Source organism: Reyranella sp. GW821-FHT12G01 (genome assembly GCF_058806575.1).
On record NZ_JBXAPV010000001.1, the window covers coordinates 1,690,600 to 1,715,051 of the forward strand.

Consider the following 24,452-nt stretch of genomic DNA (forward strand, 5'->3'; position numbering starts at 1 on the left):
GGCGCCCGTGAACGTCCCCGCGATGCAGCGCCTGATCGCCGAGCTGCGCAACTCGGGCATCACGGACGAGAACGTGCTCGGCGCCGTCGCCTCGGTCGATCGCGAGCGCTTCGTGTCGCAGCCCTTCGCCGAGCGCGCCTGGGAGAACACCGCGCTGCCCATCGCCTTCGGCCAGACGATCAGTCAGCCGCTGGTGGTCGCCGCCATGACCGAAGCGCTGCGGGTCGGCCCGCGCATGAAGGTGCTCGAGATCGGCACCGGCTCGGGCTACCAGGCCGCCGTGCTGGCCAAGCTTGCGCGCCGCGTCTACTCGATCGAGCGCTTCAAGCCGCTGTCCAAGGCGGCCGAGCGCCTGCTGCTCGACCTCGGCATCTACAACGTCGTGGTCGACATCAACGACGGCAGCAAGGGCTGGCCGGGCCAGGCGCCGTTCGACCGCATCATCGTCACAGCCGCCGCCGAGGAACGCCCGCAGGCGCTGATCGACCAGCTTGCCGTCGGCGGCATCCTGATCGTGCCGGTGGGCCGCGATCCGACCTCCCAGGTCGTCGAGCGCATCGTGAAGAACGAGAGCGGCCTGCAACGCGACACGCTGATGCCGGTGCGCTTCGTGCCGCTGGTGACGGGTCCGCTGCCGGTACTTGGGCAGGGCTGACACCGTCAGAAATCGACGCGAGCCCGATTCCCGCCGGAATCGTCATGCAGTAGTATGAGCGTATGAAAAGAGCCCCTCGCTTCCCCTCGCGATGGGCCGGCCGGATGCACACGCTGGGTACAATGGCGGTGCTGTCGGTCGCGCTCGGCGCCTGCAACACCGTCATGGGTGCCCGTGAAGGCACCATGGAATATCCCGGCTCCGGCGCGGGCCCCAATGCCGTTCCCGTCTATGTCGTGAAGGACAAGGACACGGTCGAGAGCATCTCGCGGCGCTACGGCGTGTCGTCGCAGACCATCATCGACCGCAACAACCTCAAGGCGCCCTATACGCTGAAGCCCGGCCAGTCGCTCTCGATCCCGGGCGCCCGCTTCGTGCAGGACAGCTACGGCGAGTCGGCCGCGCAGCAGACCGCCGCCGCCAACCCGAACGCGCCGTCCTCGGTGAAGCGCGAGGGCCTCGCGCCGCCGCCGGGCTCCTCGCAGGGCGAGGCGCCGCGCTCGGCCGCGCCCGCCGGCGAGCCGACGCCGCTTGCCAAGGCGCAGACCAGCGCCTCGGTGACCCCGCCGCCCAAGATGAGCTGGCCGGTCAGCGGCAAGATCGTCACGCCCTACGGCACCTCGGGTGGCCAGAAGAACGACGGCATCGACATCGCTGCCGCCAAGGGCACGCCGGTGAAGGCGGCCGAAGGCGGCAAGGTGATCTATACCGGCTCCGAAATCCCCAAGATGGGCAACCTGGTGCTGGTCGAGCATCCCGGCGGCTACATCACCGCCTACGGCAACAACGAAGAGCTGCTCGTGAAGAAGGGCGACACGGTCAAGCGCGGCCAGTCCATCGCCAAGGTCGGCAATTCCGGCGGCACGCCCGAACCGCAGCTCCACTTCGAAGTGCGCCGCGCCGGCAAGCCGATCGATCCGACGACGGTTCTGTCCAAGTAAGTGGGTCTTCAAGGATACCTCCCCATTCAAATGGGGAGGTGGCGCGCTCACAGCGCGACGGAGGGGTCATGACTTGCAGTGATCGCACTTCCTACGTCGCTCCTGGACATTGCTGCGCAATGTCCTGCCGCTCACAGGCTGAGCTTCGCTCAGCCTACGATCTTGCCGATCATCTTGTACTCACCCTTGCGGTCCTCGATCTCGAGGACCCACAGGTCGGGGTCGCGCGCGACCTGGCGGGCGATGTAGGCGTCGGCTTCGGGCTCGGTGACGGGCGAGGGGCCGGTGCCGCGGCTCCACGAGGGCTCGTCGTCGAGCGTGCTGGTCTGGGTGAACACGGTCACGCCCGCCTCGAAGCGGTTGATCTTCAGCAGCACCGTGCCGACATCGGGATCGCCGCGCCGCACCACGGCGGCCGGAATGAACGCGCGATCGCACAGGCGAACCTGCGCGCTGACCCATAGTCCCGTCGTGAGGCCCATCACCATGATGGGCCCTTCATGCCAGTGCGTCGTCCAACCCGTCAAACACCGCCCGCGCGCCGCGCCACTGATAGCGCACGCACGGAAAGGGCAGGGCGGCGAGCGAGCCTTCTTCCTCGCCGGGCAGGTCGACCGGGGCGATGAGGATCGGCCGCACGGCCGTGCCCTGGCGCGCGGCCGCGAGCGACAGCGATCCGACCGCCAGCGCCACGTCCTCGGGCTGGCCGTCGGTGATCAGCGCGAACAGCGGCTTCGGCCCGGCCGGACCGACCGAGAAGAGATCCGTCGTGCCGCCGAATACGCCGCGCTTGGTCAGTTCCTCGTAGAGCGCGGCATCGACCAGCGCGCGATCGCAGGCCGCGGCCGGCGGCACGCGCGTCGAGGGATCGGTGCAGAGCGCGGTCTGCAGCGGCGCCGCGCCGCCCGCCTTGTAGCGGCGCACGGCGTCGACGAAACGGCCGAGCAGCCGGTTGAGGCGCGGGCTGTCGAGCGGCGCCACGATCAGCGCCTCGCGCTCCTCGCCGTCGGGCCATCTCACGCTGCGCCACACGCCCTCGGCCAGGAACTCGCGGAAGGCCTCCATGCTCTGGCCCGGCCGCGCGCCGCCCATGCGGCCGGAATGGGCGAGATAGAGCGCGCCGGCCTGGTCCTCGACGATCATGCCCGCCACCTTCCGGTCGGCATCGGTGCGCGGCAGGTTGATCTCGCAGGTGATGCTCTCGCGCCGGGAGGGCGCCTCGGGCGCATGGCCGAGGACCAGCGCGTCGCGGGTGTGGCGCGGCTCGACCGCCCACCAGAAGGCGTCGTCGCGCGCCCAATGGATGGTCGTGCGAAGTTCGCCGCCGCGCCAGGTCAGTCGCACGCCGCGCGCGGGAACGCCCTGCAATGCACCATGCAGGCGCCTGATGGCGCGGTCGATCCGCTGCGGCTCTGCCACGACCTCGAGCATGGCCGACCATAGCGCGGCTTCTGCCCTTGCCGATGTGGACAGGTTCGGCCAATACAGCGCGCTCCATGGCCGATCCGCCCCTCCTTGCGCTGAGCGATATCCGCTTCCACCTCGGCGACCAGACCATCCTGGCCGGCGTCGATCTCGGCATCGCGCCGGGCGAGCGCCTGTCGCTGGTCGGACGCAACGGTGCGGGCAAGTCGACCCTGCTGCGCATCCTGGCGGGCGCGCCGATCGCCGATTCGGGCGAGCGCTTCGCCCAGCCCGGCGCCACTGTCGCCACCCTGCCGCAGGAGCCGGACTTCACCGGCCACGCCACGGTCGGCGACTATGTCGCCTCCGCGCTCACCGATTCGCTGGGCCCGGACGACTATCGCGTCGCCGCCATCCTCGAGGACATGAAGCTCGACAGCGGGCGCGATCCGACCACGCTTTCGGGCGGCGAGGCGCGCCGCGCGGCGCTGGCGCGCGTGCTGATCGGCGAGCCCGACGTGATGCTGCTCGACGAGCCGACCAACCATCTCGACCTGCCGACCATCGAGTGGCTGGAGGAGAAGCTCTCGAAGTGGCGCGGCGCCTATGTGCTGGTGAGCCACGACCGGCGCTTCCTCACCAATTTGACACGCGCCGTGCTGTGGCTCGACCGCGGCATCGTGCGCCGCCTCGACAAGGGTTATGGCGAGTTCGAGACCTGGTCGAACGACATTCTCGAACGCGAGGCGACCGAGCGGCACAAGCTCGACCGCCTGATCGAGCGCGAGACCGAATGGGCCGGCAAGTCGATTCGCGCTCGCCGTACGCGCAACGAAGGCCGCCTGCGCGCGCTCGCGGCACTTCGCCAGCAGCGCAGCCAGCAGATCGGCCCCGTGGGCCGCGCCACCATCGAGGCCGGCAGCGCCGAAGCCTCGGGCGCGCTGGTCGTCACGGCGCGCAACATCACCAAGCGCTGGGGCGACAAGATCATCGTCGAGGATTTCTCGACGCGCATCTTCCGTAAGAACCGCATCGGCCTGATCGGGCCGAATGGCGCGGGCAAGACGACGCTCCTCAAGATGCTGATGGGCGAGCTCGAGCCCGACAGCGGCACGGTGAAGCTCGGCGCCAACCTGATGCCGGTGGTGATCGACCAGCGCCGCATCGGCCTCGATCCCGACAAGACGCCGTGGGAGACGTTGGCCGACCGCAACGACCATGTGCTGGTGCGCGGTCATCTCACGCATGTGATGACGTACCTGCGCGAATACCTGTTCCGCGACGAGCAGGCGCGCCAGCCGGTGCGCACGCTCTCGGGCGGCGAACGCAACCGCCTGCTGCTCGCCAAGGCGCTGGCAGCACCTTCGAACATGATCGTGCTCGACGAGCCGACCAACGATCTCGACGCCGACACGCTCGACCTGCTGCAGGAAGCGCTCGACGATTACGACGGCACCGTCCTGCTGGTGAGCCACGACCGCGACTTCCTCGACCGGCTCGTGACCTCGACCATCGTGCTCGAAGGCGACGGCACCGCGACGGAATATGCCGGCGGTTACACTGACTATGTGAACCAGCGCGGCCCAAGGGTGGAGCCGACCGGCGTCACGCCCTCGCGCGCGAAGGACAAGGCGCCGCCGAAGCCGGCCGGGCAGGCCAAGGCCCGCCTGGGCTACAAACGCGAGCGCGCCCTGGTCGAATTGCCGAAGAAGATCGAAGCCCTGCAGGCCGAGATCGCGACTTTGCAGCAGGCGCTAGCCGACCCCGACCTCTACCGCCGCGATCCCAAGAGCTTTCAGTCGAAGACCACCCGCATCGGCACCGCGCAAGCCGAGATCGAAGCCGCCGAAACCGAATGGCTCGAACTCGAAATGCTCAAGGAAGAGCTGGGCGGCTAAAGCTTCCTTCCCCATTCAAATGGGGAAGTGCCCCCGTCTTACGGGGGCGATGGGGTCATGACGCCTCCGTCGGCGTAAGACGCCCGCCACCTCCCCATTTGAATGGGGAGGCAAATTCAACGCCTACTTCTTCTTCCGCTCGTAGTGCGCCTTGATCATCAGCGCCGTCGCGACGGTCACCTTCTTCCCCGTCGGAATGTGCAGGAACTCGTTCGGCCCATGCGCATTCGAATGCGGACCGAGCACGCCGGTGATCACGAACTGCGTCTTGGGGAACTTGTCGCCCAGCATGCCCATGAACGGGATCGTGCCGCCTTCGCCCATGTAGGCGACCGGCTCGCCGAAGGCTTCCTGCGAAGCCTCGGTCACGGCCTTCTCGAGCCACGGCGCCAGCGGCGGCGCGTGCCAGCCGCTCTGACCGCCTTCGCCGGCGTCGAACTCGACGGTGGCGCCATAGGGTGGATCGGATTCCAGCGCCTTCTTGATCGCCTGCGCGGCGGCCTTCGCGTCGAGCGTCGGCGGCGTGCGCACGCTGATCTTCGCCTCGGTGTAGGGCAGCAGCACGTTGCCGGCGTCGATCGGTTCGGGATAGCCCGCCATGCCGACCGTCGCGAGCTGCGGCCGCCAGGTGCGGTTCAGCACCATCTGGCCGAGATCGTCGACCATCGGCTTGGTCGTGCCGGCAAAGGGGAACTTGCGATAGACCTCGTCGCCCAGCACGCGGGCGGCTTCGGAGGCCTGCGCGATGCGTTGCGGCGGGATCTGCACGAACAGCTCCGGCAGTTTCATCTCGCCGGTCGCCTCGTCCTCCAGCCGCGTCAGCAACGCGCGCGTGATCCGGAACGACGAAGGCACGATGCCCGACGCGTCGCCCGAGTGAACGCCCTCATTCAGGACGCGCACCTTGAGCGTGCCGGCGGCGATGCCGCGCAACGACGTGGTGAGCCACATCCGGTCCCAATCGCCGCAGCCCGAATCGAGGCAGACGACCAGCGACGGGTCGCCGATCCGGTCGAGCAGATGGTCGACATAGAAGGGCAGGTCGTAGCTGCCGGATTCCTCGCAGCCCTCGATCATGATGACGCAGCGGGCCCGCGGCACCTTCTGCTCCTGCAGCGCCAGCAACGCGGCGAAGCAGGCATAGATCGCGTAGCCATCATCGGCGCCACCGCGGCCGTAGAGCTTGTCGTCCTTGCGCACCGGGATCCACGGCCCCATGCCCTCGGCCCAGCCCTTCATCTCGGGCTGCTTGTCGAGATGGCCGTAGAGCAGGACGGTGTCGTCGTTATCGTCACCCGGGATTTCGATGAAGATCAGCGGCGTGCGCCCCGGCAGCCGCACCACCTCCATCGTCGCGCCCGCGAAGGCGGCGACGTGCGGCCTCGCCCAGTCGGTCATCAGCGTGACCGCCTGCTCCATGAAGCCGTTCTCCTCCCACTTGGGGTCGAACGACGGCGACTTGTTGGGGATGCGGATGTAGTCGGTGAGGGACGGCAGGATCTGGTCGTCCCAGAAGCTGCCGATGAAGGTTTTGAGCTGGTCGGGGTTCATGGCAGGAGTTTAGTCCCGCCGTCTGCTCCCGCAAACTCTCGGCTCAACTTTCGACGGCGTCGGCCTTTTTCTCCGCTTTGTCCTCAGCGGGTTTCTCCGATTCGTCCTGGGTCGGCTTCTCCGGCTCTTCCTTCGCGGGCTCAGCCTTGGCGGGACCGAACCACGAGGCCGCGCGGTCGAAAGCCGCGACGAGGGCGGTGGCCTCGACAGGATCGACCAGTGTCTCGAAGCCGTTGAGGATGTTGTTCCGGATGCGGCGCAAGGTATCGAGCTGCTGGAGCTTGTCCTTCGACAGGCTGAAGCGCTCCTGCTCGAACAGGCTGTCGAGGGGGACGGCGCGGTCGTCGGCCATGTCGGCGTGGCGCTTCACCTCGCGCTCGAAATTCACGGCGGCGTTGAGCACGGCCTGGTAGGGCATCTTCAGGTCGAGGAGCTGCTTCGGCGCCAGCGCTTCCACGGGTGTCCGCTTGGCCGGTGAATGGGCGAGGTTGCGGAAGAGCGGGCGCTGGCCGTCCTCCTGCTTTTCCGGTTCGGGCTCCGGCCAGGCGCCCTGTTCCTTCAGCTCCTCGACGCCGACGCGGATGCTGACGAAGTCGTTGGCGGGTTTGGCGGTGGGGGCGGGCGTGAGCGCCAGCTCGATGACCGTCACGGCGACGGGCGCGACGACCGGTTCGACGGACGGTCCCATGACGAGCACGGGCACGGGCTCCGCGGCTTTCTCCGGTTCCTTCGCGGGCTCCTTCACGGCTTCCGTGTCGGGTGCTTTTTCCGGAGCGGGGAGCAGCTTGGTCGGCTCGGGCAAGGCCGCGAGGACGGCGGCCTTCGCCGCGGGCTGCTCGACGCGGGCATTCCGGGCCGCCCGCAGGATCAGGCCCTGCGCGGCCAGGATGCAGAAGAACGCCACGCCGCCCGCCGTCACGCCGTCGAGCGGCATCTGCTTGGCCTGGGCCACGATCGCGCCGTAGGCGACGCCGCCGGCGACCGGGAGCACCAGCTCTTTCAGCACGCGGAGCGCGATTGGCGTCTTGCCAGCCTTCGTCTTGTCCATTGACCCCAATCCACCCCAGCCGGAAGCGCGCCGCGCACCGGAAAATGACCGCCGTCGTACTAACAAACCTCGGCAACGCGACCAAGCGGGAGCCCCGGGAGAACTGCCCACGGCCGAGTTGACGCCCGGGCCTGCCTCCGCTACCCCCACGCCACCCCTCCCAAAGGTCAAAAGTGCCCGATTCCGCCGCTCCCGCCGTCGCGTCCGATTCTGCCCTGGCCGGCCATCCGGCAGGCCTGCGGCGTACGTTTGCGATCATCTCGCACCCTGACGCCGGCAAGACGACGCTGACGGAAAAGCTGCTGCTGTTCGGCGGCGCCATCCATGTGGCGGGCGCCGTGAAGGCGCGCGGCGAGGCGCGGCGGGCGCGCTCGGACTGGATGAAGATCGAGCAGCAGCGCGGCATCTCGGTCACCACCTCGGTGATGCATTTCGAGTATGGCGGCGCGGTCTTCAACCTGCTCGACACGCCGGGCCACGAGGACTTCTCCGAGGACACCTACCGCACCCTGACCGCCGTCGATTCGGCGGTGATGGTGATCGACGCCGCCAAGGGCATCGAGGCGCGCACGCGCAAGCTGTTCGAGATCTGTCGCCTGCGCGACGTGCCGATCGTCACCTTCATCAACAAGATGGACCGCGAGTCCAAGGACCCGATCGAGCTTCTGGATGAGGTCGCCTCGACCCTGGCGCTCGACGTCTCGCCCATGACCTGGCCGACCGGCTCGGGCCAGAACTTCAAGGGCACCTACGATCTCAACAACAACCGCATGCTGGTGTTCGACAACACCGACCGCAGCCGCATCGGCGAGGTGATCGAGAATTACCAGATTTCCGATTCGAACTTTGCCGAGGAAGTCGAGCTGGTGCGCGCGGGCTATCCGGCGTTCGATCTCGAAAGCTATCGCGCGGGGCATCTCTCGCCGGTGTTCTTCGGCTCGGCCTACAACAATTTCGGTGTGAAGGAGCTTCTGGACGCGATCGCGGCCTGGGCGCCGCCGCCGCGCCCGCAACCCGCCGAGCCGCGGCCCATCCAGCCGACCGAACCCAAGGTCTCGGGCTTCGTGTTCAAGGTCCAGGCCAACATGGATCCCAATCATCGCGATCGCATCGCCTTCCTGCGCCTGTGCAGCGGCAAGTTCCGTCGCGGCATGAAGCTGACGCAGATGGGCACGTCCAAGGTGATGGCGGTCAACTCGCCGATCCTGTTCTTCGCCCGCGAACGCGAGATCGTCGACGAGGCCTGGCCCGGCGACATCATCGGCATTCCCAACCACGGCGTGCTCCGCGTCGGCGACACGCTGACCGAGGGCGAGACGCTCAAGATCACCGGCATCCCGAACTTCGCGCCGGAAATCCTGCGCCGCGTGCGGCTGGAGGATCCGATGAAGTCCAAGCAGCTGCGGCGCGCGCTGGAGGACCTCGCGGAAGAGGGCGTGACGCAGGTGTTCCGTCGCGTCATCGGCGGCGACCATATCGTCGGTGTCGTCGGCGAGCTGCAGCTCGACGTGCTGAAGACCAGGGTCGAGGCCGAGTACAACGTCCATATCGATCTCGAACCTGCGCCGTTCGAGACCGCACGCTGGATCTCCGCCGAGACCAAGGCCGACCTGGAAGAGTTCATGTCGGCCAATCGCGGCGGCATGTCCGAGGACCGCGACGGCTCGCCGGTGTTCTTGGCGCGCAACGCCTGGGAGCTGGGCTACATCGCCGAGAAGAGCACGAAGGTGAAGTTCAGCGACATTCGAGAACGCTCTTAGAGTCCTTCGGAGATTATTTGCTTCCCCATTCAAATGGGGAAGTGCCCCGTCATACGGGGCGATGGGGTCATGACCCCTCCGGCCCTTCGGGCCACCTCCCCATTTGAATGGCGAGGAAAATGAGTCAGCAATTCCGCACTGAATGACCGGAAGCCAGTAATGCATGGCTTCTGTCTTTTCGGGCCCGGCCGTGTGTGGAAAGGTTACGGCTCCATTTCACAGGTAGCGGGACAGGCCATGCACGACATCGTCATCCGGGGCGGCACCATCGTCGACGGCACGGGCGCGCCGGCGTTTCAGGGCGACGTGGCCATCGACGGCGACAAGATCGTCCAGGTCGGCGGCAAGGCGGGTCCGGGCAAGCGCGAGGTCAAGGCCGAGGGACGGCTGGTCACGCCGGGCTGGGTCGACGTTCACACTCATTATGACGGTCAAGCGACCTGGGATCCGGTGCTGGCGCCGTCTTCCTGGCATGGCGCCACGACACTCGTGTTCGGCAATTGCGGCGTCGGCTTTGCGCCGGTGCGCAACGAGCATCAGAAGGCCCTCATCGAGATGATGGAGGGTGTCGAGGATATCCCCGGCATCACCCTCACCGAAGGCCTGAAGTGGGACTGGGAGAGCTTCCCGGAATATCTCGACGCGCTGGACCGCCTGCCGCGCACCATCGATATCGGCGCCCAGGTCGCCCACCATCCGCTGCGGGTCTATGCGATGGGCGAGCGCGCCATCAAGCGCGAGATGGCGACGGCCGAGGATATCGAGCTGATGGCGCGCCTCACCGAGGAAGCGCTGAAGGCGGGCGCCGTCGGCTTCACCACCAGCCGCACCGACCAGCACAAGACCTTGGCCGGCGACCTGGTGCCCGGCCGCTATGCCGAGCATGAGGAGCTGATCGCGATCGGCAAGGCGATGGGCCGCGCCGGCGTCGGCACGTTCGGCTTCCTGTCCGACTTCGACGACGAGAAGGCGGAGTGGAACTGGGTCCGTGAAGTCGCCAAGCACAGCGGCCGGCCGGTCTGGTTCCTGCTCACCGACCGCAGCTACGATCCGCAGCGCTACAAGCGCCTGATGGACGGCGTGCGCGCCTGCCGCGCCGACAACCTGCCGCTCTATGCCCAGGTCGCGGGACGCCCCGTGGGCCTGACGCTCGGCCTCAATACTTCGCTCAATCCGTTCGGCCTGCGCGAGGGCTACGCCGAACTGGCTCATCTGCCGCCGGCCGAGATGCTGGCCAAGCTGCGCACGCCGGAAGTGCGCCGCCTGATCCTGTCGCAGGAAGCCTCGCCGCGCCTGCTCGAAGTGCTGCCGCCGCTGTCGCGACAGATCGCGACGCGTTGGGACCGCATGTATCCGCTCGGCGACAAGCCGGACTACGAGCCCGCGCCGGAGCGCAGCATCGAGGCGCTGGCCAAGGACGCGGGCGTGACGCCGCAGGAATATTGCTACGACTACCTGACCGGCGCCGAGAACCGCATGGTCTATTTCCCGGTCACCAACTACGTGCACGGCGATCTCGAGGTCGTGCGCGAGATGATCGAGGACCCGCACACCATCCTCGGCCTGTCCGACGGTGGCGCGCATTGCGGCGTGATCTGCGATGCCTCGCTCAACACTTCCATGCTGCAGCACTGGGTGCGTGACCGCACCCGTGGACCGCGCCTTGGCCTGGAGTTCGTGGTCAAGCGCATGACCAGCAGCACCGCCGACTTCTACGGCTTCAAGGATCGCGGTCGTCTGCAGCCGGGCATGAAGGCGGACGTCAACGTCATCGACTTCGACGGCCTCAACCTGCACAGCCCGAAAATGATCTTCGACCTGCCGGCCGGCGGCCGCCGTCTGGTCCAGAGCGTCGACGGCTACGACATGACGATCTGCTCCGGCACGCCGATCTTCGAGAAGGGCGTCGAAACCGGCGCCCGTCCCGGCAAGCTGGTCCGCTCGACGGCCTGATCTCAAACGGACCGCGGGCCTCCGGCCCGCTCAGATTCATGAGCGGGCCGGAGGCCCGCGGTCCGTAAGAGCTTACTTCTTCGGCGACCAGCCGTAGGCCTTGGTGCAGGCGCCGCCCATCAGCATGGCGCGTTCGCTGTCGCTGAGCGTCTTCGTCTCCAGGAACGGCTTCACCGCGTTCTCGTAGTTCACGACGGCGAAGGCGCGCGTCCAGTCGGTGCCCCACAGGCAGCGCTCGAAGCCCCACGCGTCGAACACGCGCTTCAGCGGATCCCAGATGTCGGGGAACGGGTAGGGCTGCTTCGACAGCGTGCAGGCGCCGCTCACCTTGATCACCGCGTTGGGGCGCTTCGCGAGGTCGAGAATCTTCGGCAGGTCGGCCCACGGCTCGGCGGGCGCCGGCGGATCGCGCGGCTGCAGCAGGCCGAGATGGTCGACGATGAAGCGCGTGTTGGGATGGCGATCGATGATCTTGATGCCATCGTCGACCCGGCCCCAGAACAGGAAATTGAGCGGCAGGTCGTAGTCCACGGCGGCCTTGCAGATGCGGTCAAGGCCGGGATGCTCGGGCGCGCGCTTCTCCTCCTCGCGCAGGAAGATGCGGATGCCGACGGCGCCCTGCGTTTCCTTCCACTTCGCGACCACGTCGGCGACGTTCTTGTCGTCCGGATCGACCGGCTTCACGATGGCCATGCGGCCGGGATGCTGGCGCGCCACTTCCTCGGCGTAGCTGCCGTCGTAGCGGTACATCGAGAAGGACGAGATGAAGATCGCGCCGTCGACGCCGACCTTGTCCATCGCCGCGACCATCTCTTCGCCCGTCACGTGAGGCGGCCAGTTCGGCACCGTCGCCCACGGTCGCTTGGGCGTGTTGGCTTCGTACGCATGGACCTGCGAGTCGATGATCGGCATGGCGTTTCCTCTTTCGTTCGTTACTTCTTCTTCCGTTCCGTTACCGGGACTGTGACCTCATCGGCGCGCAGGCGCACCAGCTCGTCGGCCGGCAGGCCTAAAAGCTCGGCCAGCACGGCATCGGTGTGCTGACCCAATGTCGGCGCCGCGCGCTTGATCTCCGACTTGCCGCCGGTGTGGAGGCGGATGGGCGAGATCGGCACGCGGGTCTTGCCGCGGCGCGGATGCTCGACATCGACCCAGAAGCCACGCGCCTCGAGATGCGGATCGTAAGCGACTTCGCGCGCGGTTTTCACCGGGGCGCAGGGCACGTGCGCTTCGTTGAGCGCAGCCAGCACTTCGTCCTTGGTCTTCGTCAGCGTCCACGCGCCGACCGTGTCGTCGATCATGGCCATGTTTTTCGCCCGGCCGGGTGTGGTCGCAAGCTCCGGATTTGCGAGCCAGTCCTTGCGGCCCAGCATCTCGCACATCGACACCCAGTGACGCTCGGCCGAGGTGAAGATCGCGACATAGCCGTCGCTGCAGCGGTAGGTGTTGTACGGCGCCATGGCGAGCGCGGGGTGCCGGTTGCCGGTGCGGTCGGGCACGTTCTTGTCGCCGTCCATCACCGCGCCCAGCGCCGAGGCGATGGAGATCGCGCCGGCCTCGTGCATGGCGACCTCGACGCGCTGTCCCTTGCTCGTGCGCTCGCGTTGCACCAGTGCGCCCAGGATGCCGGCGCAGAGATGGATGCCGGCGAGGAAATCGCACACCGCGGCGCCGGCCTTGGTCGGCGGTCCGTCGGCGTCGCCAGTGGCATTGGTGATGCCGCTCATCGCCTGGATGGTGACGTCCATCGCCGCGAGGTCGCGATAGGGACCGTCGAGGCCGAAGCCCGAGCTACCGCCATAGACGAGGCGCGGGTTCAGTTTGCTCAAAACGTCGTAGCCGAGGCCCAGGCGATCCATCACGCCGGCGGCGAAGTTCTCGATCAGCACGTCGGCCTTGGCGACGAGGTCGAGAAAGATTTCCTTGCCACGCGGTTGCTTGAAGTCGAGGACGACCGACTCCTTGTTGGAGTTCAGCATCACCAGCGGATAGGGCTCGACCTCGCGCTTGCGGCGGCGCACCACGTCGCCCTCCGGCGGCTCGATCTTGAGCACGCGGGCGCCCATGAAGGCGAGCTGCAGGCCGCAATAGGGGCCGTTGTAGATTTGCCCGAGATCGAGGACGAGCATCCCGTCGAGCGGGCGCTTGATGGTCATGGGTGCATTATCTCCGATGCGCGGAGGAGACTTTATCGCGATCCGGGCGCGCGGGGAGGGTGGAGTACGTTCCCGGTCCGTTGTGCGAGCCGAAAGGCCGCTTTAGGGTTGTTCGCATGAGCAACATCACGCGAATCGACGTCGGCCCGCGCATGAGCGAGGCCGTCACCCTGGGCAACCGCATCCATTGCTCGGGCATGATCCCCGAGGATACGAGCCTCGACATCACCGGCCAGGTGCAGCAGGCGCTGGCCGAGATCGACTCGCTGCTGGCCAAGGGCGGCAGCGACAAGACGAAGATCCTGACCGCCACGATCTGGCTGAGCGATATCGCAGATTTTGCCGCCATGAATAAAGTTTGGGACGCCTGGGTCGTGCCGGGCCAAACGCCCGCCCGCGCCACCGTCCAGGCCCGGCTGAACGACCCGAACATGAAGGTCGAAATCATGGTCGTCGCGGCGATATAGGCTCTGCTAAGGTCCCGCCGCTTCGAATTCCAAGAAGGAGAAAGTCAATGAGCGTCACCCGTATCAACGCCGGCGCCCGCATGAGCAGCGCGGTGGTCCATGGCAACACGGTCTATCTCGCCGGCCTCACCGCCGACGACGCCAAGGCCGACGTGAAGGGCCAGACCAAGCAGATCCTCGACAAGGTCGACAAGTTCCTCAAGGAAGCCGGCACCGACAAGTCGAAGGTGCTCTCGGCCAACATCTGGCTGACCGACATCTCGACCTGGAGCCAGATGAACGAAGTCTGGGACGCCTGGGTCTCCCCCGGCAACGCCCCGGCCCGCGCGACGGTCGAAGCCAAGCTCGCGGCTCCCGGCCTCTCGGTCGAGATCATGATCCAGGCCGCCAAGTAAGGCGCACCTGCTTCACTAGAAAAGGGCCGGCGAATGCCGGCCCTTTTTGTTTCTGCGGCTTGCCCTGATCTTGACCGTGTTGCCGGCCATCGGCTTCTATCCGCCCGAACTCTGGGGAGAGGGTAGATGCCGGTAAAGAGCGTGCTCGCGGGCCTGTGCCTCGCGGGAATGACGTCGATGGCGCTGGCGCAAAATGGCCAGCAGCCTTTCGGCAAGGGCTTCGACAACTGGACCTTCTCGCGCGAGAAGGAAGCGAACGGCATCACGAATTGCCGCGCCTTCCACCGCGTTGGCGGTCGCGACGACATCATGGCGATGCGCACCAATGGCGATGCCTATGTCAGCGTCCGCGCCGAGAACCGCAAGGGCAAGTTCCCCAACTCCATCGTCGTTCCCCTGCGCGAGCCGGCGACCGGCCTGCAATGGAACCTGACGGTAGAGGCCAACGGCGCGCGCATGTGGATGACCATGCCGGCGACGGCGATCGAGATGATTGCCGCGAAGGGCGGCTACAGCGTGCTGCTGGGCGGCAGTGAGGATCGCGACGACGTCAATCTCGGCAAGAGCGCTCCCGCGGCCTGGAAGCGCGTCAGGGAGTGCATCGTCGCTTCCGGCGGCTGAATTCGCTCCTCAACGGAAAAGGGCCGGCGATTGCCGGCCCTTTTGTTTTCTCGTGGTCTGACGACTAGTTGATCGGCCCGATGATCTTGCCCGGGTTCATGATGTTGTCCGGGTCGATCGCCTTCTTGATCGAGCGCATCAGCGACATTGCCTCGCCGTGCTCCTGGTAGAGGTACTTGATCTTGCCGATGCCGACGCCGTGCTCGCCGGTGCAGGTGCCGCCGAGGTTCTGGGCGCGCGCGATCATGCGGTCGTTGAGGCCTTCGGCGCGCGGCAGGTAGGTCGGGTCGTTGGGGTCGACCATCATGGTGAGATGGAAGTTGCCGTCGCCGACATGGCCGACGATCGGGGCGTAGAGGCCGTTGGCCTGGATGTCCTTCTGCGTCTCGAGGATGCATTCGGCGAGCTTGCTGATCGGCACGCAGACATCGGTCGCCCACATGCCCCAGCCCGGCTTGTAGGCCTTGGCCGCCCACGCCGCGTCGTGGCGGGCCTGCCACATCTTGCTGCGTTCCTCGGCCTGGTTGGTCCAGGCGAAGTCGCCGCCGCCATTCTCGCCGGCGATAGCCTGCACCATCTCGGCCTGTTCTTTGGTGCCGGCCTCGGTGCCGTGGAACTCCAGCAGCAGCAGGTTCTTCTGCGGCAGCGAGAGCTTGGAATACTGGTTCACCGTGTCGACGGTGTAGGTGTCCATCAGCTCGATGCGCGCCACCGGGATGCCGGACTGGATGGTCTGGATCACCGTGTTGACCGCGCCTTCGAGGTCGTCGAAGGCGCAGGTCGCGGCGACCATCGATTCCGGCGTGCCGTAAAGGCGCAGCGTGATCTCGGTGATGACGCCGAGCGTCCCCTCGGAGCCCACGAACAGCTTCACCAGGTCATAGCCCGCGCTCGACTTCCGCGAGCGGCGGCCGAGCTGCATGATCCGTCCGTCGGGCGTCACGACCTGCAGCGACAGCACGTTCTCGCGCATCGTGCCGTAGCGCACGGCGTTGGTGCCGGAGGCGCGCGTGCTGGTCATGCCGCCGATCGAGGCGTCGGCGCCCGGATCGATCGGAAAGAAGAGACCGGTCGCGCGCAGGTATTCGTTGAGCTGCTTGCGGGTGACGCCGGGCTGGACCACCACGTCGAGGTCGGCCTCGTTGACCTGCAGCACCTTGTTCATGCGGCTGACGTCGAGCGAGATGCCGCCATTGGGGGCGCTGATATGGCCCTCCAGCGAGGTGCCGGTGCCGAACGGGATGATCGGCGTCTTGTGGCGGGCGCAGAGCTGGACGATCTGCTGCACTTCCTCTGTCGATTCGGCGAAGACCACGGCGTCCGGCAGGTGCGCTTCGTGATACGAAATGTCCTTGCCGTGCTGTTCGCGCACGGCGTGCGCGGTGCTGACCCGGTCGCCGAAAAGCGCCTTCAGCTCGGCGATCGTGGCATCGACGTGGGGAGGTTTCGCCTGGGCCGCTGCAGCCATGTTCGTTCTCCTAGCGTAAGCCGTTTGGATACGCTCAAATGCGGCCAAAGCCAACCTGAGGAAACCGCCCCATGCGCGACGTCTACGTGATCGGCGCCTACACGACCGTCTTCAAGAAGCACCCCGGCCTCAGCTTCGGCGACCTGGCCCGCGAGGCCTATCTCGGCACCCTGAAGGATGCCGGCATGGAAAAGGGCACGGATATCGAGACCGGCTGGCTGGGCAATTGCGGCATGGGCTTCTGGGGCCAGAACTCGATCCGTGGCCAGGCGCTGTTCCAGCCGCTGGTCGAGGAGGGGCTGTTTCCCGAGCGGGTGCCGATGTTCAACGTCGAGAATGCCTGCGCCACCGCCTCGACCGCCTTCATGGGCGCCTGGAAGGACGTGCTGGCCGGTACGCACGAGCTGTCCTTTTGCCTCGGCGTCGAGAAGCTGTTCAGCCCGGAGGCGCCCGAGCGCACGGCGGGACTTTTCAACCAGGGCTACATCACCAGCCAGCACGACCGGCTGGTCGAGGAGATGAACCGGGTCGGCAAGATGGTCGGCTCGGAGTTCAAGCCGGGCGACGACCGCACCATCTTCATGGACACCTATGCCATGCAGGCCAAGTGGCACATGTGGAAGTACGGAACGACGCAGGCCCAGATCGCTGCCGGCGCCGCCAAGAACCACAATTACGGCGCGCTGAACGAGAAGGCGCAGTACCGCTTCCAGATGACGCCGCAGTCGGTGCTTGAGGATCGCCCCGTGTCCTTCCCGCTGACCCGCGCCATGTGCGCGCCGATCGGCGACGGCGCGGCCGCCGCGCTGCTCTGCTCGGCCGAGTATCTCGAGAAGCAGCCCAAGGAAGTACAGGACCGCGCTCTCAAGATCGCGGGCGTCGGCTTCTCCGGCGGCAAGTATCGCAATCTCGACGAGCCGGGCCTGACGCGCGCGGCCGGCGACAAGGCCTACAAGATGGCGGGCCTTGGCCCTGAGGACATCGACGTCGCCGAGGTCCACGACGCCACCAGCTTCTGCGAGATCTACCAGTGCGAAATGCTGCGCTTCTGCCCCGAGGGCGAAGGCGGCAAGTTCGTCGAGTCGGGCGCCACCGGCCCCGGCGGCAAGTTGCCGGTCAACACGTCGGGTGGCCTCGTCTCCAAGGGCCATCCGGTCGGCGCCACTGGCCTGTCGATGCTGGCCGAGCTTGCCATGCAGCTGCGCGGCGAGGCCGGCGCCCGTCAGGTGGAAGGCGCGAAGGTTGCGCTCGCCGAAAACGGCGGCGGCGTGATCGGCATGGAAGAGGCCGTGGCCTCGGTCGTGATTCTCAAGAAAGAGTAGAGGACAGAAATGACAATCCGCTTCGACAACCGCGTCGCCATCGTCACCGGCGCGGGCAACGGTCTCGGCCGCGCGCACGCGCTCCTGCTGGCCAGCCGTGGCGCCAAGGTGGTCGTGAACGATCCGGGTGGCGCGGTCGACGGCAAGGGTGGCGGTCACGCCGCGGCCGACAAGGTGGTCGACGAGATCAAGGCGGCCGGCGGCCAGGCCGTCGCCAACTATGATTCCGTCGCCGAGGCCGCGACCGCCGCCAACATCGTGAAGACCGCCGTCGATGCCTTCGGCACGGTCGACATCGTGGTGAACAATGCCGGCGTCCTGCGCGACAAGACCTTCCACAACATGACGACCGAGGATTTTGAGTTCGTCGTGAAGGTCCACTTCCTCGGCACCGCCTATGTCACGCACGCCGCCTGGCCGATCATGCGCGCCAAGGCCTATGGTCGGGTCGTCGTCACCTCGTCGAACTCGGGTATCTACGGCACCTTCGGCCAGTCGAACTATGGCGGTGCCAAGCTCGCGGTCGTGGGCTTCATGAACGCGCTGCGCCTCGAGGGCCAGAAGTACAACATCATGATGAACGCGCTGGCGCCGATCGCCGCCACGCGCATGACCGAGAGCCTGATGACACCCGAGGCGCTGGCCAAGCTGAAGCCCGAGTTCGTCTCGCCGATGGTCGCCTTCCTGTGCAGCGAGCAGTGCCAACGCACCGGCGACATCTGGAGCGCCGGCGCCGGCACCTTCGCGCGTATCGAGTATCGCGAGGCCGAGGGCCTGAAGATCGACGGCCGCGCGCCGACCATCGAGGACGTCGCCGACAATATCGAGAAGATCGCCGACGTCTCGGCCAACCGCGTCTTCCGCACCTCCGGCGAGGAAGTCGCCGCCGTCGTGAGCGGCTCCTGAGCGGCGAGGCAACCACAGGCGACCGGCTGCTGCCGGTCGCCAAGTGGCTGACCCGCGAGGGGCGGCTGGTCCGCCGGCCGGCCGACTTCATCGAGCAGCTGATGAACCGCGTGCTGGCGGCCGGCGTGCCGCTGTGGCGCATGTATGTCGGCCTGCAGCTCGTGCATCCGCAGCTTCAGGCGATGGGCTATCTGTGGCGGCGTGGCGAGAAGGTCGAATCGATCGCGCGCGCCTATGGCGTGCAGTTCACCTCGGCCTATATCGGCAGTCCGATCCAGGAAGTGCGCGAAAGTAGTGCGCCGGTGCGCTATCGGCTCGATCGCCTGACCGAGAAGAATCACGAGGTGCTGCACGAGGTCAGGAGCGGCGGCGGCACCGACTACTATTCGCTGCCGATGCATATCCGCCGCGACGGGCCGATGCCGGTCGTGGCTTTCGCGACCGACGCCAGGGACGGGTTCAGCGACGCCGACATCGACGATCTCACGCGGCTCGTCGACATGATGGGCGCGATCACCGAGATGCATATCGAGGAGAGCGTCGCCCACACCATCACCGAGACCTATCTCGGTCGTCAGGTCGGCCAGCGCATCCTGAACGGCGCGATCCGGCGCGGCGACGGCGAGGAGATCCGCGCCGTCCTGTGGTTCTCCGACCTGCGCGACTTCACCGGCCTCAACGAGCGCCTGCAGCCTGACCAGGTGCTGGAGTTGCTCAACAACTATTTCCAGCTGATCGGTGATGCGCTCGAAAAGCATGGCGGCGAGATTTTGAAATTCATCGGCGACGGCGTGATGGCCTACTTTCCGGCCGAGGATGCGCTGTTCATGCCGATGGTGACGGCCGCCGCGCTCGAAGCCGCCCAGCAGGTGATCGGCGATGCCGACGCCGCCAACGAAGCGCGCGCCACCGGCGGCGCCGAGCCGATCAAGTTCGGCATCGGGCTCCACGTTGGCACGGTGACCTTCGGCAACATCGGCACCGAGGACCGGCTCGACTTCACCGTCATCGGCTCCGCCGTCAACCGAGCGTCACGGCTCGAGGGCCTGACGAAGGCATTGGAAGTCCGCGTCTGCGCCTCCGCCGAATTCCACGAGGATTGCCCGCGCCCGATGAAGTCGCTGGGCAAGCATCGCCTGCGCGGCGTGCGAGATCCGGTCGAGATCTTTACGTTGCCGGATTGAGGGGCCGAGCGGAGCTCGGCCCGTTGAGCGACAGGACATTGCTTGCAATGTCCGAAAGCGCCGAAGAACGACGGCCACACATGACCCCTCCGTCGACGTAAGACGTCGACACCTCCCCATTTGAATGGGGAGGAGATCAAGTCGGAATCAAACCTGAGTCTTCCAGCCCTCGATCCAGGTGAGGGCTTCTTCGTCGGGCAGGGGCTGCTCGGAAGCGTCGACTTCGAGCCGTTCGCCGACCTTCCTCGCGCCGCAACGCTCCAGCGCCTCGTCGACCTTCTTGCCGCCGCCGCAGAACGTGTCCTGGTAGGTCATGTCGCCGAGCGCGATGACGCCGTAGCGATGACCCGACAGGTCGGGCTTGTCGCGGTCCAGCGCCTCGACCAGCGGCAGGATGTTGGTCGGTATGTCGCCCGAGCCGTGGGTCGCGCAGACCACGAGGAGCACGTCGTGCGCCATGAGGTCGGCGGCGGTCGCGGCCTTGTCGGTGACGTCGACCGTGTGGCCGGACGTCGCCAGCACGGGCTGCAGCGCGTCGGCCACCATCTGGGCGTTGCCCGATTCGGTGCCGACCAGGATCAGGATCGTGGCCATGCTCCGGGATAAGGTAGCGAATGCCGCGATGCGACGCGACCCGATGGCGCGGCCTCCGGACGCATGCCAGTCTTTGGCCCATGACTGAAAAGACCCCAGAAACAATGCCGGAAACGCCCGTCCTCTCGACCCTCGCGGGCGGCGTGCTGACCCTGACGCTCAATCGTCCGCATCGCCTGAATGCGATGAGTCACGCGCTGATCGACTCCATGAACGCCGAGCTGAAGCGCGCCCGCGAGGACGCGGCCGTGCGCTGCGTGCTGCTGACCGGCACCGGCCGTGGCTTCTGTGCCGGCGCCGATCTGGCGGGCGGCGGTCCCGGCGATGCGTCTTCCCAGGGCCCGCGCGATGTGGGCGCCGCGATGGACCGCATCTTCAACCCCATGATCCGCGCCATGCGCGATCTCCCCAAGCCGATCGTCGCCGCGGTGAACGGCGTGGCGGCGGGCGGTGGCGCCAACCTGGCGCTGGCCTGCGATATCGTGATCGCCGCGCGCTCGGCCCGCTTCGACCAGGCCTTCGTGCGCATCTCGCTGATCCCGGACCTGGGCGGCACCTGGTTCCTGCCGCACACGGTGGGCGATGCCCGCGCGCGTGCGCTCGCGATGCTTGGCAGTTCGGTGCCGGCCGAGGAGGCCGCGCGCATGGGCATGGTCTGGCAGGTGGTCGACGATGCCGCGCTGATGGACGAGGCCGGCAAGATCGCCAGCAGGCTCGCGACCGGCCCGACCCGCTCCTATGCCGCGATCAAGGGCGCCATCAACGCGGCGGCCACCAACACGCTCGACCAGCAGCTCGACCTCGAACGCGACCACCAGCGCGAGCTCGGCAAGAGCGAGGACTTCAAGGAGGGCGTTGCGGCCTTCCTTGCCAAGCGCGCACCCAATTTCACCGGACGTTAAGCCAGGACAGTTGAGAGACCGATGACCTACGAGAAGATCCAGATCGCCAAGAACGACGGCCTCGCCACGCTGACCCTGAATGCGCCGGACCGGCTGAATGCCGTGTCGCGCAAGATGATCGGCGAGCTGAAGCAGTGCTGGGAAGACCTCGCCGCCGACACCTCGGTGCGCGCCGTGCTCCTCACCGGTGCGGGCCGTGGCTTCTGTGCTGGCGCCGACCTTGCCGATCCCGACCGTGGCAGCACGTCGGATTCGGGCGAGGCGCTCGACAAGTTCTTCAATCCGGTGATCCGCCTGATGCGCAGTGTGCCGAAGCCGATCGTGGCGGCGGTGAACGGCCCGGCGGCCGGCGTCGGCATGAGCTTCGCGCTCGCCTCCGACATCGCCGTCGCGGGCAAGTCGGCCTCGTTCCTGCAGGCCTTCGCGCGCATCGGCCTGCTGCCCGACGGCGGCAGCACCTGGTTCCTGCCGCGTCTGGTGGGCGAGCAGCGCGCCCGGGCGCTGGCGATGCTGGCGCCGCAGATCAGCGCGCAGCAGGCCAAGGACTGGGGCCTGATCTGGGACGTGGTCGAGGATGCCGACCTCATGAAGACCGCGGGCGATCTCGCGCGGCGCCTGGCCGACGGCCCGACCATGTCGCTCGCGCGCATCAAGGAGGCGATGAACCGCGCCAGCGGCAACACGCTCTCCGAGCAGCTCGACGTCGAGCGCGACTTCCAGCGTGAGCTGGGCAAGAGCGAGGATTTCAAGGAAGGCGTCGCGGCCTTCCTCGCCAAGCGCAAGCCCGCCTTCAAGGGCAAGTAAAAGACGACAAGAAAACGACGACAAGAACCGACCACGGGAGAGACGCCATGACGACGCCGTTCAAGGAGATCACCTCGGGCCTGAAATTTCCCGAAGGTCCGATTGCGATGCCCGACGGCTCGGTCATCCTGGTCGAGATCGCGCGCGAGACGCTGACCCGCGTCACGCCGGACGGCAAGCAGCACATCATCGCTAAGCTGGGCGGCGGTCCCAACGGCGCGGCCGTGGGCCCCAAGGGCAAGATCTATGTCTGCAACAATGGCGGCTTCAACTGGATCGAGCGGCCCGACGGCCGCCTGTTCCCCGGCACGCAGCCCGCCTCGTACAAGGGTGGCTCGATCCAGGTGGTCGATCCGGAGACCGGCAAGTTCGAGACGCTCTACGACAGCTGCGACGGCCGCAAGCTGAACGGGCCGAACGATCTCGTCTTCGACGATGCCGGCGGCTTCTGGTTCACCGACCTCGGCAAGACGCGCGAGCACGACAACGATCGCGGCGCCGTCTACTACGCCAAGGCCGACGGCTCGAAGATCGAGCAGAAGGTGTTCCCGCTGGAGCGGCCCAACGGCTGCGGCCTCTCGCCCGACGGCAAGACGCTCTATGTCGTCGAGACGCCGACGGCGCGCCTCTGGGCCTTCGATCTCTCCGCGCCCGGCACCATCAAGGACGCCAACGGCGCCTATCGCGGCGAGAAGGGCCGCGTGGTGACCGGCCTTGGCGGCTACCAGATGTTCGATTCGCTGGCGGTCGATTCGGCGGGTCACATCTGCGTCGCCACGCTGATCACCGGCGCGGTCTCCGACATCTCGCCCGACGGCCAGTCGGTGACGCAGTACAAGTTCCCCGACGCGATGGTCACCAACGTCTGCTTCGGCGGGAAGGACCTGCGCACCGCCTACGCGACGCTGTCGATGACCGGCAAGCTGGTCAGCTTCGAATGGCCGCGTCCGGGCCTGAAGCTGAAATATCTCAATGACTAGGGACTGATGCCTAGCTTGGTCTTTGCGTCGGCGATGAGCTTGAGCATCGCCGCAGCGGAGGGGTGATCGGCGCTGTCGATTCTCTCGCCATTCCAGTCGATGACGAAGACCTTCGGGTAGCTATCGGGCTTGGCGTAGGTGTCTTCGATCAAAGGCAGCACGCGCAGAAGGTTCTTCGGAGCATACTTCGCCGACCAGAATCCGGCCGGCTGTCCCAATCTCATCAGCGCCGCGATGTGGACGTTTTCCTCGATGGCGCCATCGCGGCGGTCGTAGGAAACTGCGGTCTGCCAGAACCTGAGATCCTTGACCGGCATGTTGGCCATGGACCGGTACGCACGCGGAAACAGTCGATACTGGCGTTGACGGGAATTGTGCTGCTCGGCGGCGCTGTGCTCCTTGGGGCTGAGAAGAGCACCGTCGGTGATCGGGAAGTCCGGATAGTGCCGCTTCACCCGTCGGATCATCCAATCCAGCGTGATGTCGTCGAGCGTATCGCGATTGTTTCTCGTTGCCGTCGAGTAATAACCGCCGCCGATGTCGGCGTGCACGCCTGGAAACCAGACCTGCTCCGTCTTGGTGTCGTATTGCTTGTAACGTGGCCGCCGCCAGATCGAGGCACTGAAAGGTTTGCGCTGCTCGTCAATCGCGATCGCGTGCAGGTTGACCTTGGTGATCGACGAGAGGTTGACGTCGTGAAATGCGTATTTCTGGCGGTTTTCGATGTCGAACCAGCCGATCGGTACACCCAGCGCGCCGACCGTATCGAAAACGCCGATCAAATTGACCCGGAAGTCCTCGCGCTTGTGCATGTACTCGGTCAATTCGACCCACTCTGCCGGCATCCGGTCGGCGGGCGGGGTGCGGTAGAAGTTCCAGGCCCGCTCTTCGTTTTCTGCTGAGCAGGCTTCCCGCTTCAATAATCCAGCCGCTGCGATGTAGCCGATCACGGATCTCGCGGTGTACGCCCCTCGCGAAAAGCCGAACACGAAGACCTCGTCTCCCTCCTGGTAGTTGAAGGAGAGGAATTTGTAGGCACGCCGTATGTTGGCGCTGAGGCCTTCGCCGAAGATTCCGCCGGTGAACTTGTCGTTGAAACCGGTGCCGACGCCGCGCTGGTAGAAGACGTAGTTGTCACGATTGGCCGATCTGAATGCGCTCACCTGATCGGTGCCGGCGGTGCCGCCGTCCGCCTTGGACGCTGTGGGGATGGGCACGGCTCTCGGCGGCTGCAGATGCTGGATGATCCGGTCTTCGAGCCGGACGATGTTCGTGTCGTCGTCGCTGGCTTCCCAGTCGTTCCAGGTCCCATCCAGCAACAGGATTAGGCGCTTCTGTCTCGCGCCTGTCGTCACTTCGGCGGTCGTTTCCGGCATATGCAGCTCCCCCGCGGTTCCGCGAAGTAACTACACCATTAATTGCACGACAGGACCATATTGCCCG

23 protein-coding genes are annotated in these 24,452 nt (G+C 66.6%); 14 read left to right on the top strand and 9 right to left on the bottom strand.

The features are described 5' to 3' along the window. The first annotated feature begins 7 nt into the window (after positions 1-7). Both AC1RP5_RS08355 and AC1RP5_RS08360 read left to right on the top strand, forming a co-directional pair. On the top strand, positions 8-655 hold the full coding sequence (locus tag AC1RP5_RS08355) for a protein-L-isoaspartate(D-aspartate) O-methyltransferase (RefSeq protein WP_493110168.1): 648 nt from the start codon (positions 8-10) through the stop codon (positions 653-655). A 62-nt stretch (positions 656-717) separates the two neighbouring features. Beyond that, positions 718-1,596, top strand: coding sequence for a peptidoglycan DD-metalloendopeptidase family protein (locus AC1RP5_RS08360; protein ID WP_493110169.1), 879 nt, complete (start codon positions 718-720; stop codon positions 1,594-1,596). A 149-nt stretch (positions 1,597-1,745) separates the two neighbouring features. Here AC1RP5_RS08360 and AC1RP5_RS08365 read toward each other — a convergent pair whose 3' ends face one another. Together AC1RP5_RS08365 and AC1RP5_RS08370 are read right to left on the bottom strand one after the other, a co-directional pair. Then, entirely contained in the window at positions 1,746-2,084 is a 339-nt protein-coding gene (locus AC1RP5_RS08365; RefSeq protein ID WP_493110170.1) for a DUF1491 family protein, read from the bottom strand. 10 nt (positions 2,085-2,094) lie between these two features. Further along, a complete protein-coding gene (locus AC1RP5_RS08370) occupies positions 2,095-3,027 on the bottom strand; it encodes a hypothetical protein (protein ID WP_493110171.1) in 933 nt (310 codons plus the stop codon). A 65-nt stretch (positions 3,028-3,092) separates the two neighbouring features. On the opposite strand from AC1RP5_RS08370, the gene AC1RP5_RS08375 reads away from it, so the two are divergent. Beyond that, entirely contained in the window at positions 3,093-4,898 is a 1,806-nt protein-coding gene (locus AC1RP5_RS08375) for an ABC-F family ATP-binding cassette domain-containing protein (protein ID WP_493110172.1), read from the top strand. A 123-nt stretch (positions 4,899-5,021) separates the two neighbouring features. On the opposite strand, the gene AC1RP5_RS08380 is transcribed toward AC1RP5_RS08375, so the two are convergent. Together AC1RP5_RS08380 and AC1RP5_RS08385 are read right to left on the bottom strand one after the other, a co-directional pair. Beyond that, a complete protein-coding gene (locus AC1RP5_RS08380) occupies positions 5,022-6,449 on the bottom strand; it encodes a M20/M25/M40 family metallo-hydrolase (RefSeq protein ID WP_493110173.1) in 1,428 nt (475 codons plus the stop codon). 43 nt (positions 6,450-6,492) lie between these two features. Then, positions 6,493-7,497 carry a hypothetical protein gene (locus tag AC1RP5_RS08385; RefSeq protein ID WP_493110174.1) on the bottom strand — a complete coding sequence of 335 codons (1,005 nt, stop codon included), beginning with the start codon at positions 7,495-7,497 and terminating at the stop codon, positions 6,493-6,495. Positions 7,498-7,670: 173 nt separating this feature from the next. On the opposite strand from AC1RP5_RS08385, the gene AC1RP5_RS08390 reads away from it, so the two are divergent. Both AC1RP5_RS08390 and AC1RP5_RS08395 read left to right on the top strand, forming a co-directional pair. Then, a complete protein-coding gene (locus AC1RP5_RS08390; protein ID WP_493110175.1) occupies positions 7,671-9,257 on the top strand; it encodes a peptide chain release factor 3 in 1,587 nt (528 codons plus the stop codon). A 237-nt stretch (positions 9,258-9,494) separates the two neighbouring features. Then, on the top strand, positions 9,495-11,210 hold the full coding sequence (locus tag AC1RP5_RS08395) for an N-acyl-D-amino-acid deacylase family protein (protein ID WP_493110176.1): 1,716 nt from the start codon (positions 9,495-9,497) through the stop codon (positions 11,208-11,210). 72 nt (positions 11,211-11,282) lie between these two features. Here AC1RP5_RS08395 and AC1RP5_RS08400 read toward each other — a convergent pair whose 3' ends face one another. Both AC1RP5_RS08400 and AC1RP5_RS08405 read right to left on the bottom strand, forming a co-directional pair. Further along, positions 11,283-12,122 (bottom strand): amidohydrolase family protein, encoded by an 840-nt coding sequence (locus tag AC1RP5_RS08400; RefSeq protein ID WP_493110177.1) that lies wholly within the window; start codon positions 12,120-12,122, stop codon positions 11,283-11,285. Between the two features lie 20 nt (positions 12,123-12,142). Further along, positions 12,143-13,366 (bottom strand): CaiB/BaiF CoA transferase family protein, encoded by a 1,224-nt coding sequence (locus AC1RP5_RS08405; RefSeq protein ID WP_493110178.1) that lies wholly within the window; start codon positions 13,364-13,366, stop codon positions 12,143-12,145. 116 nt (positions 13,367-13,482) lie between these two features. Between AC1RP5_RS08405 and AC1RP5_RS08410 the strand changes: the two genes are divergently transcribed. The 3 genes from AC1RP5_RS08410 (at position 13,483) to AC1RP5_RS08420 (ending at position 14,849) form a co-directional block, all read left to right on the top strand. Further along, positions 13,483-13,833 (top strand): RidA family protein, encoded by a 351-nt coding sequence (locus AC1RP5_RS08410; protein WP_493110179.1) that lies wholly within the window; start codon positions 13,483-13,485, stop codon positions 13,831-13,833. A gap of 47 nt (positions 13,834-13,880) precedes the next feature. Continuing rightward, positions 13,881-14,228 carry a RidA family protein gene (locus AC1RP5_RS08415; protein WP_493110180.1) on the top strand — a complete coding sequence of 116 codons (348 nt, stop codon included), beginning with the start codon at positions 13,881-13,883 and terminating at the stop codon, positions 14,226-14,228. A gap of 126 nt (positions 14,229-14,354) precedes the next feature. Further along, entirely contained in the window at positions 14,355-14,849 is a 495-nt protein-coding gene (locus AC1RP5_RS08420; RefSeq protein WP_493110181.1) for a hypothetical protein, read from the top strand. Positions 14,850-14,913: 64 nt separating this feature from the next. Here AC1RP5_RS08420 and AC1RP5_RS08425 read toward each other — a convergent pair whose 3' ends face one another. Continuing rightward, entirely contained in the window at positions 14,914-16,317 is a 1,404-nt protein-coding gene (locus AC1RP5_RS08425; RefSeq protein WP_493110182.1) for an FAD-binding oxidoreductase, read from the bottom strand. A 71-nt stretch (positions 16,318-16,388) separates the two neighbouring features. Between AC1RP5_RS08425 and AC1RP5_RS08430 the strand changes: the two genes are divergently transcribed. The 3 genes from AC1RP5_RS08430 (at position 16,389) to AC1RP5_RS08440 (ending at position 19,729) form a co-directional block, all read left to right on the top strand. After that, complete coding sequence (locus tag AC1RP5_RS08430; protein WP_493110183.1) at positions 16,389-17,639, top strand: thiolase family protein; 1,251 nt, start codon at positions 16,389-16,391, stop codon at positions 17,637-17,639. A 9-nt stretch (positions 17,640-17,648) separates the two neighbouring features. Continuing rightward, on the top strand, positions 17,649-18,545 hold the full coding sequence (locus tag AC1RP5_RS08435; RefSeq protein ID WP_493110184.1) for an SDR family NAD(P)-dependent oxidoreductase: 897 nt from the start codon (positions 17,649-17,651) through the stop codon (positions 18,543-18,545). A gap of 101 nt (positions 18,546-18,646) precedes the next feature. Next, positions 18,647-19,729, top strand: coding sequence for an adenylate/guanylate cyclase domain-containing protein (locus AC1RP5_RS08440; protein ID WP_493110185.1), 1,083 nt, complete (start codon positions 18,647-18,649; stop codon positions 19,727-19,729). A 147-nt stretch (positions 19,730-19,876) separates the two neighbouring features. On the opposite strand, the gene AC1RP5_RS08445 is transcribed toward AC1RP5_RS08440, so the two are convergent. Next, positions 19,877-20,323, bottom strand: a complete 447-nt coding sequence (locus tag AC1RP5_RS08445) for a flavodoxin domain-containing protein (protein ID WP_493110186.1) — start codon at positions 20,321-20,323, stop codon at positions 19,877-19,879. A 104-nt stretch (positions 20,324-20,427) separates the two neighbouring features. Here AC1RP5_RS08445 and paaG point away from each other — a divergent pair, with 104 nt between their 5' ends. Genes paaG through AC1RP5_RS08460 form a run of 3 tightly spaced genes read left to right on the top strand, consistent with a single transcriptional unit; the run spans position 20,428 to position 23,009 of the window. Further along, positions 20,428-21,225: a 2-(1,2-epoxy-1,2-dihydrophenyl)acetyl-CoA isomerase PaaG gene (paaG, locus tag AC1RP5_RS08450; protein WP_493110187.1), complete on the top strand. Its 798-nt coding sequence runs from the start codon at positions 20,428-20,430 to the stop codon at positions 21,223-21,225. 21 nt (positions 21,226-21,246) lie between these two features. Next, the gene (locus tag AC1RP5_RS08455) at positions 21,247-22,029 is read left to right on the top strand and encodes an enoyl-CoA hydratase-related protein (RefSeq protein WP_493110188.1); all 783 of its coding nucleotides are present in this window, start codon (positions 21,247-21,249) and stop codon (positions 22,027-22,029) included. Positions 22,030-22,076: 47 nt separating this feature from the next. After that, positions 22,077-23,009, top strand: a complete 933-nt coding sequence (locus AC1RP5_RS08460; RefSeq protein WP_493110189.1) for an SMP-30/gluconolactonase/LRE family protein — start codon at positions 22,077-22,079, stop codon at positions 23,007-23,009. Here the strand turns inward: AC1RP5_RS08460 and AC1RP5_RS08465 are convergent. Next, entirely contained in the window at positions 23,006-24,385 is a 1,380-nt protein-coding gene (locus tag AC1RP5_RS08465; RefSeq protein ID WP_493110190.1) for a T6SS phospholipase effector Tle1-like catalytic domain-containing protein, read from the bottom strand. The genes AC1RP5_RS08460 and AC1RP5_RS08465 overlap by 4 nt on opposite strands. Positions 24,386-24,452 lie beyond the last annotated feature (67 nt).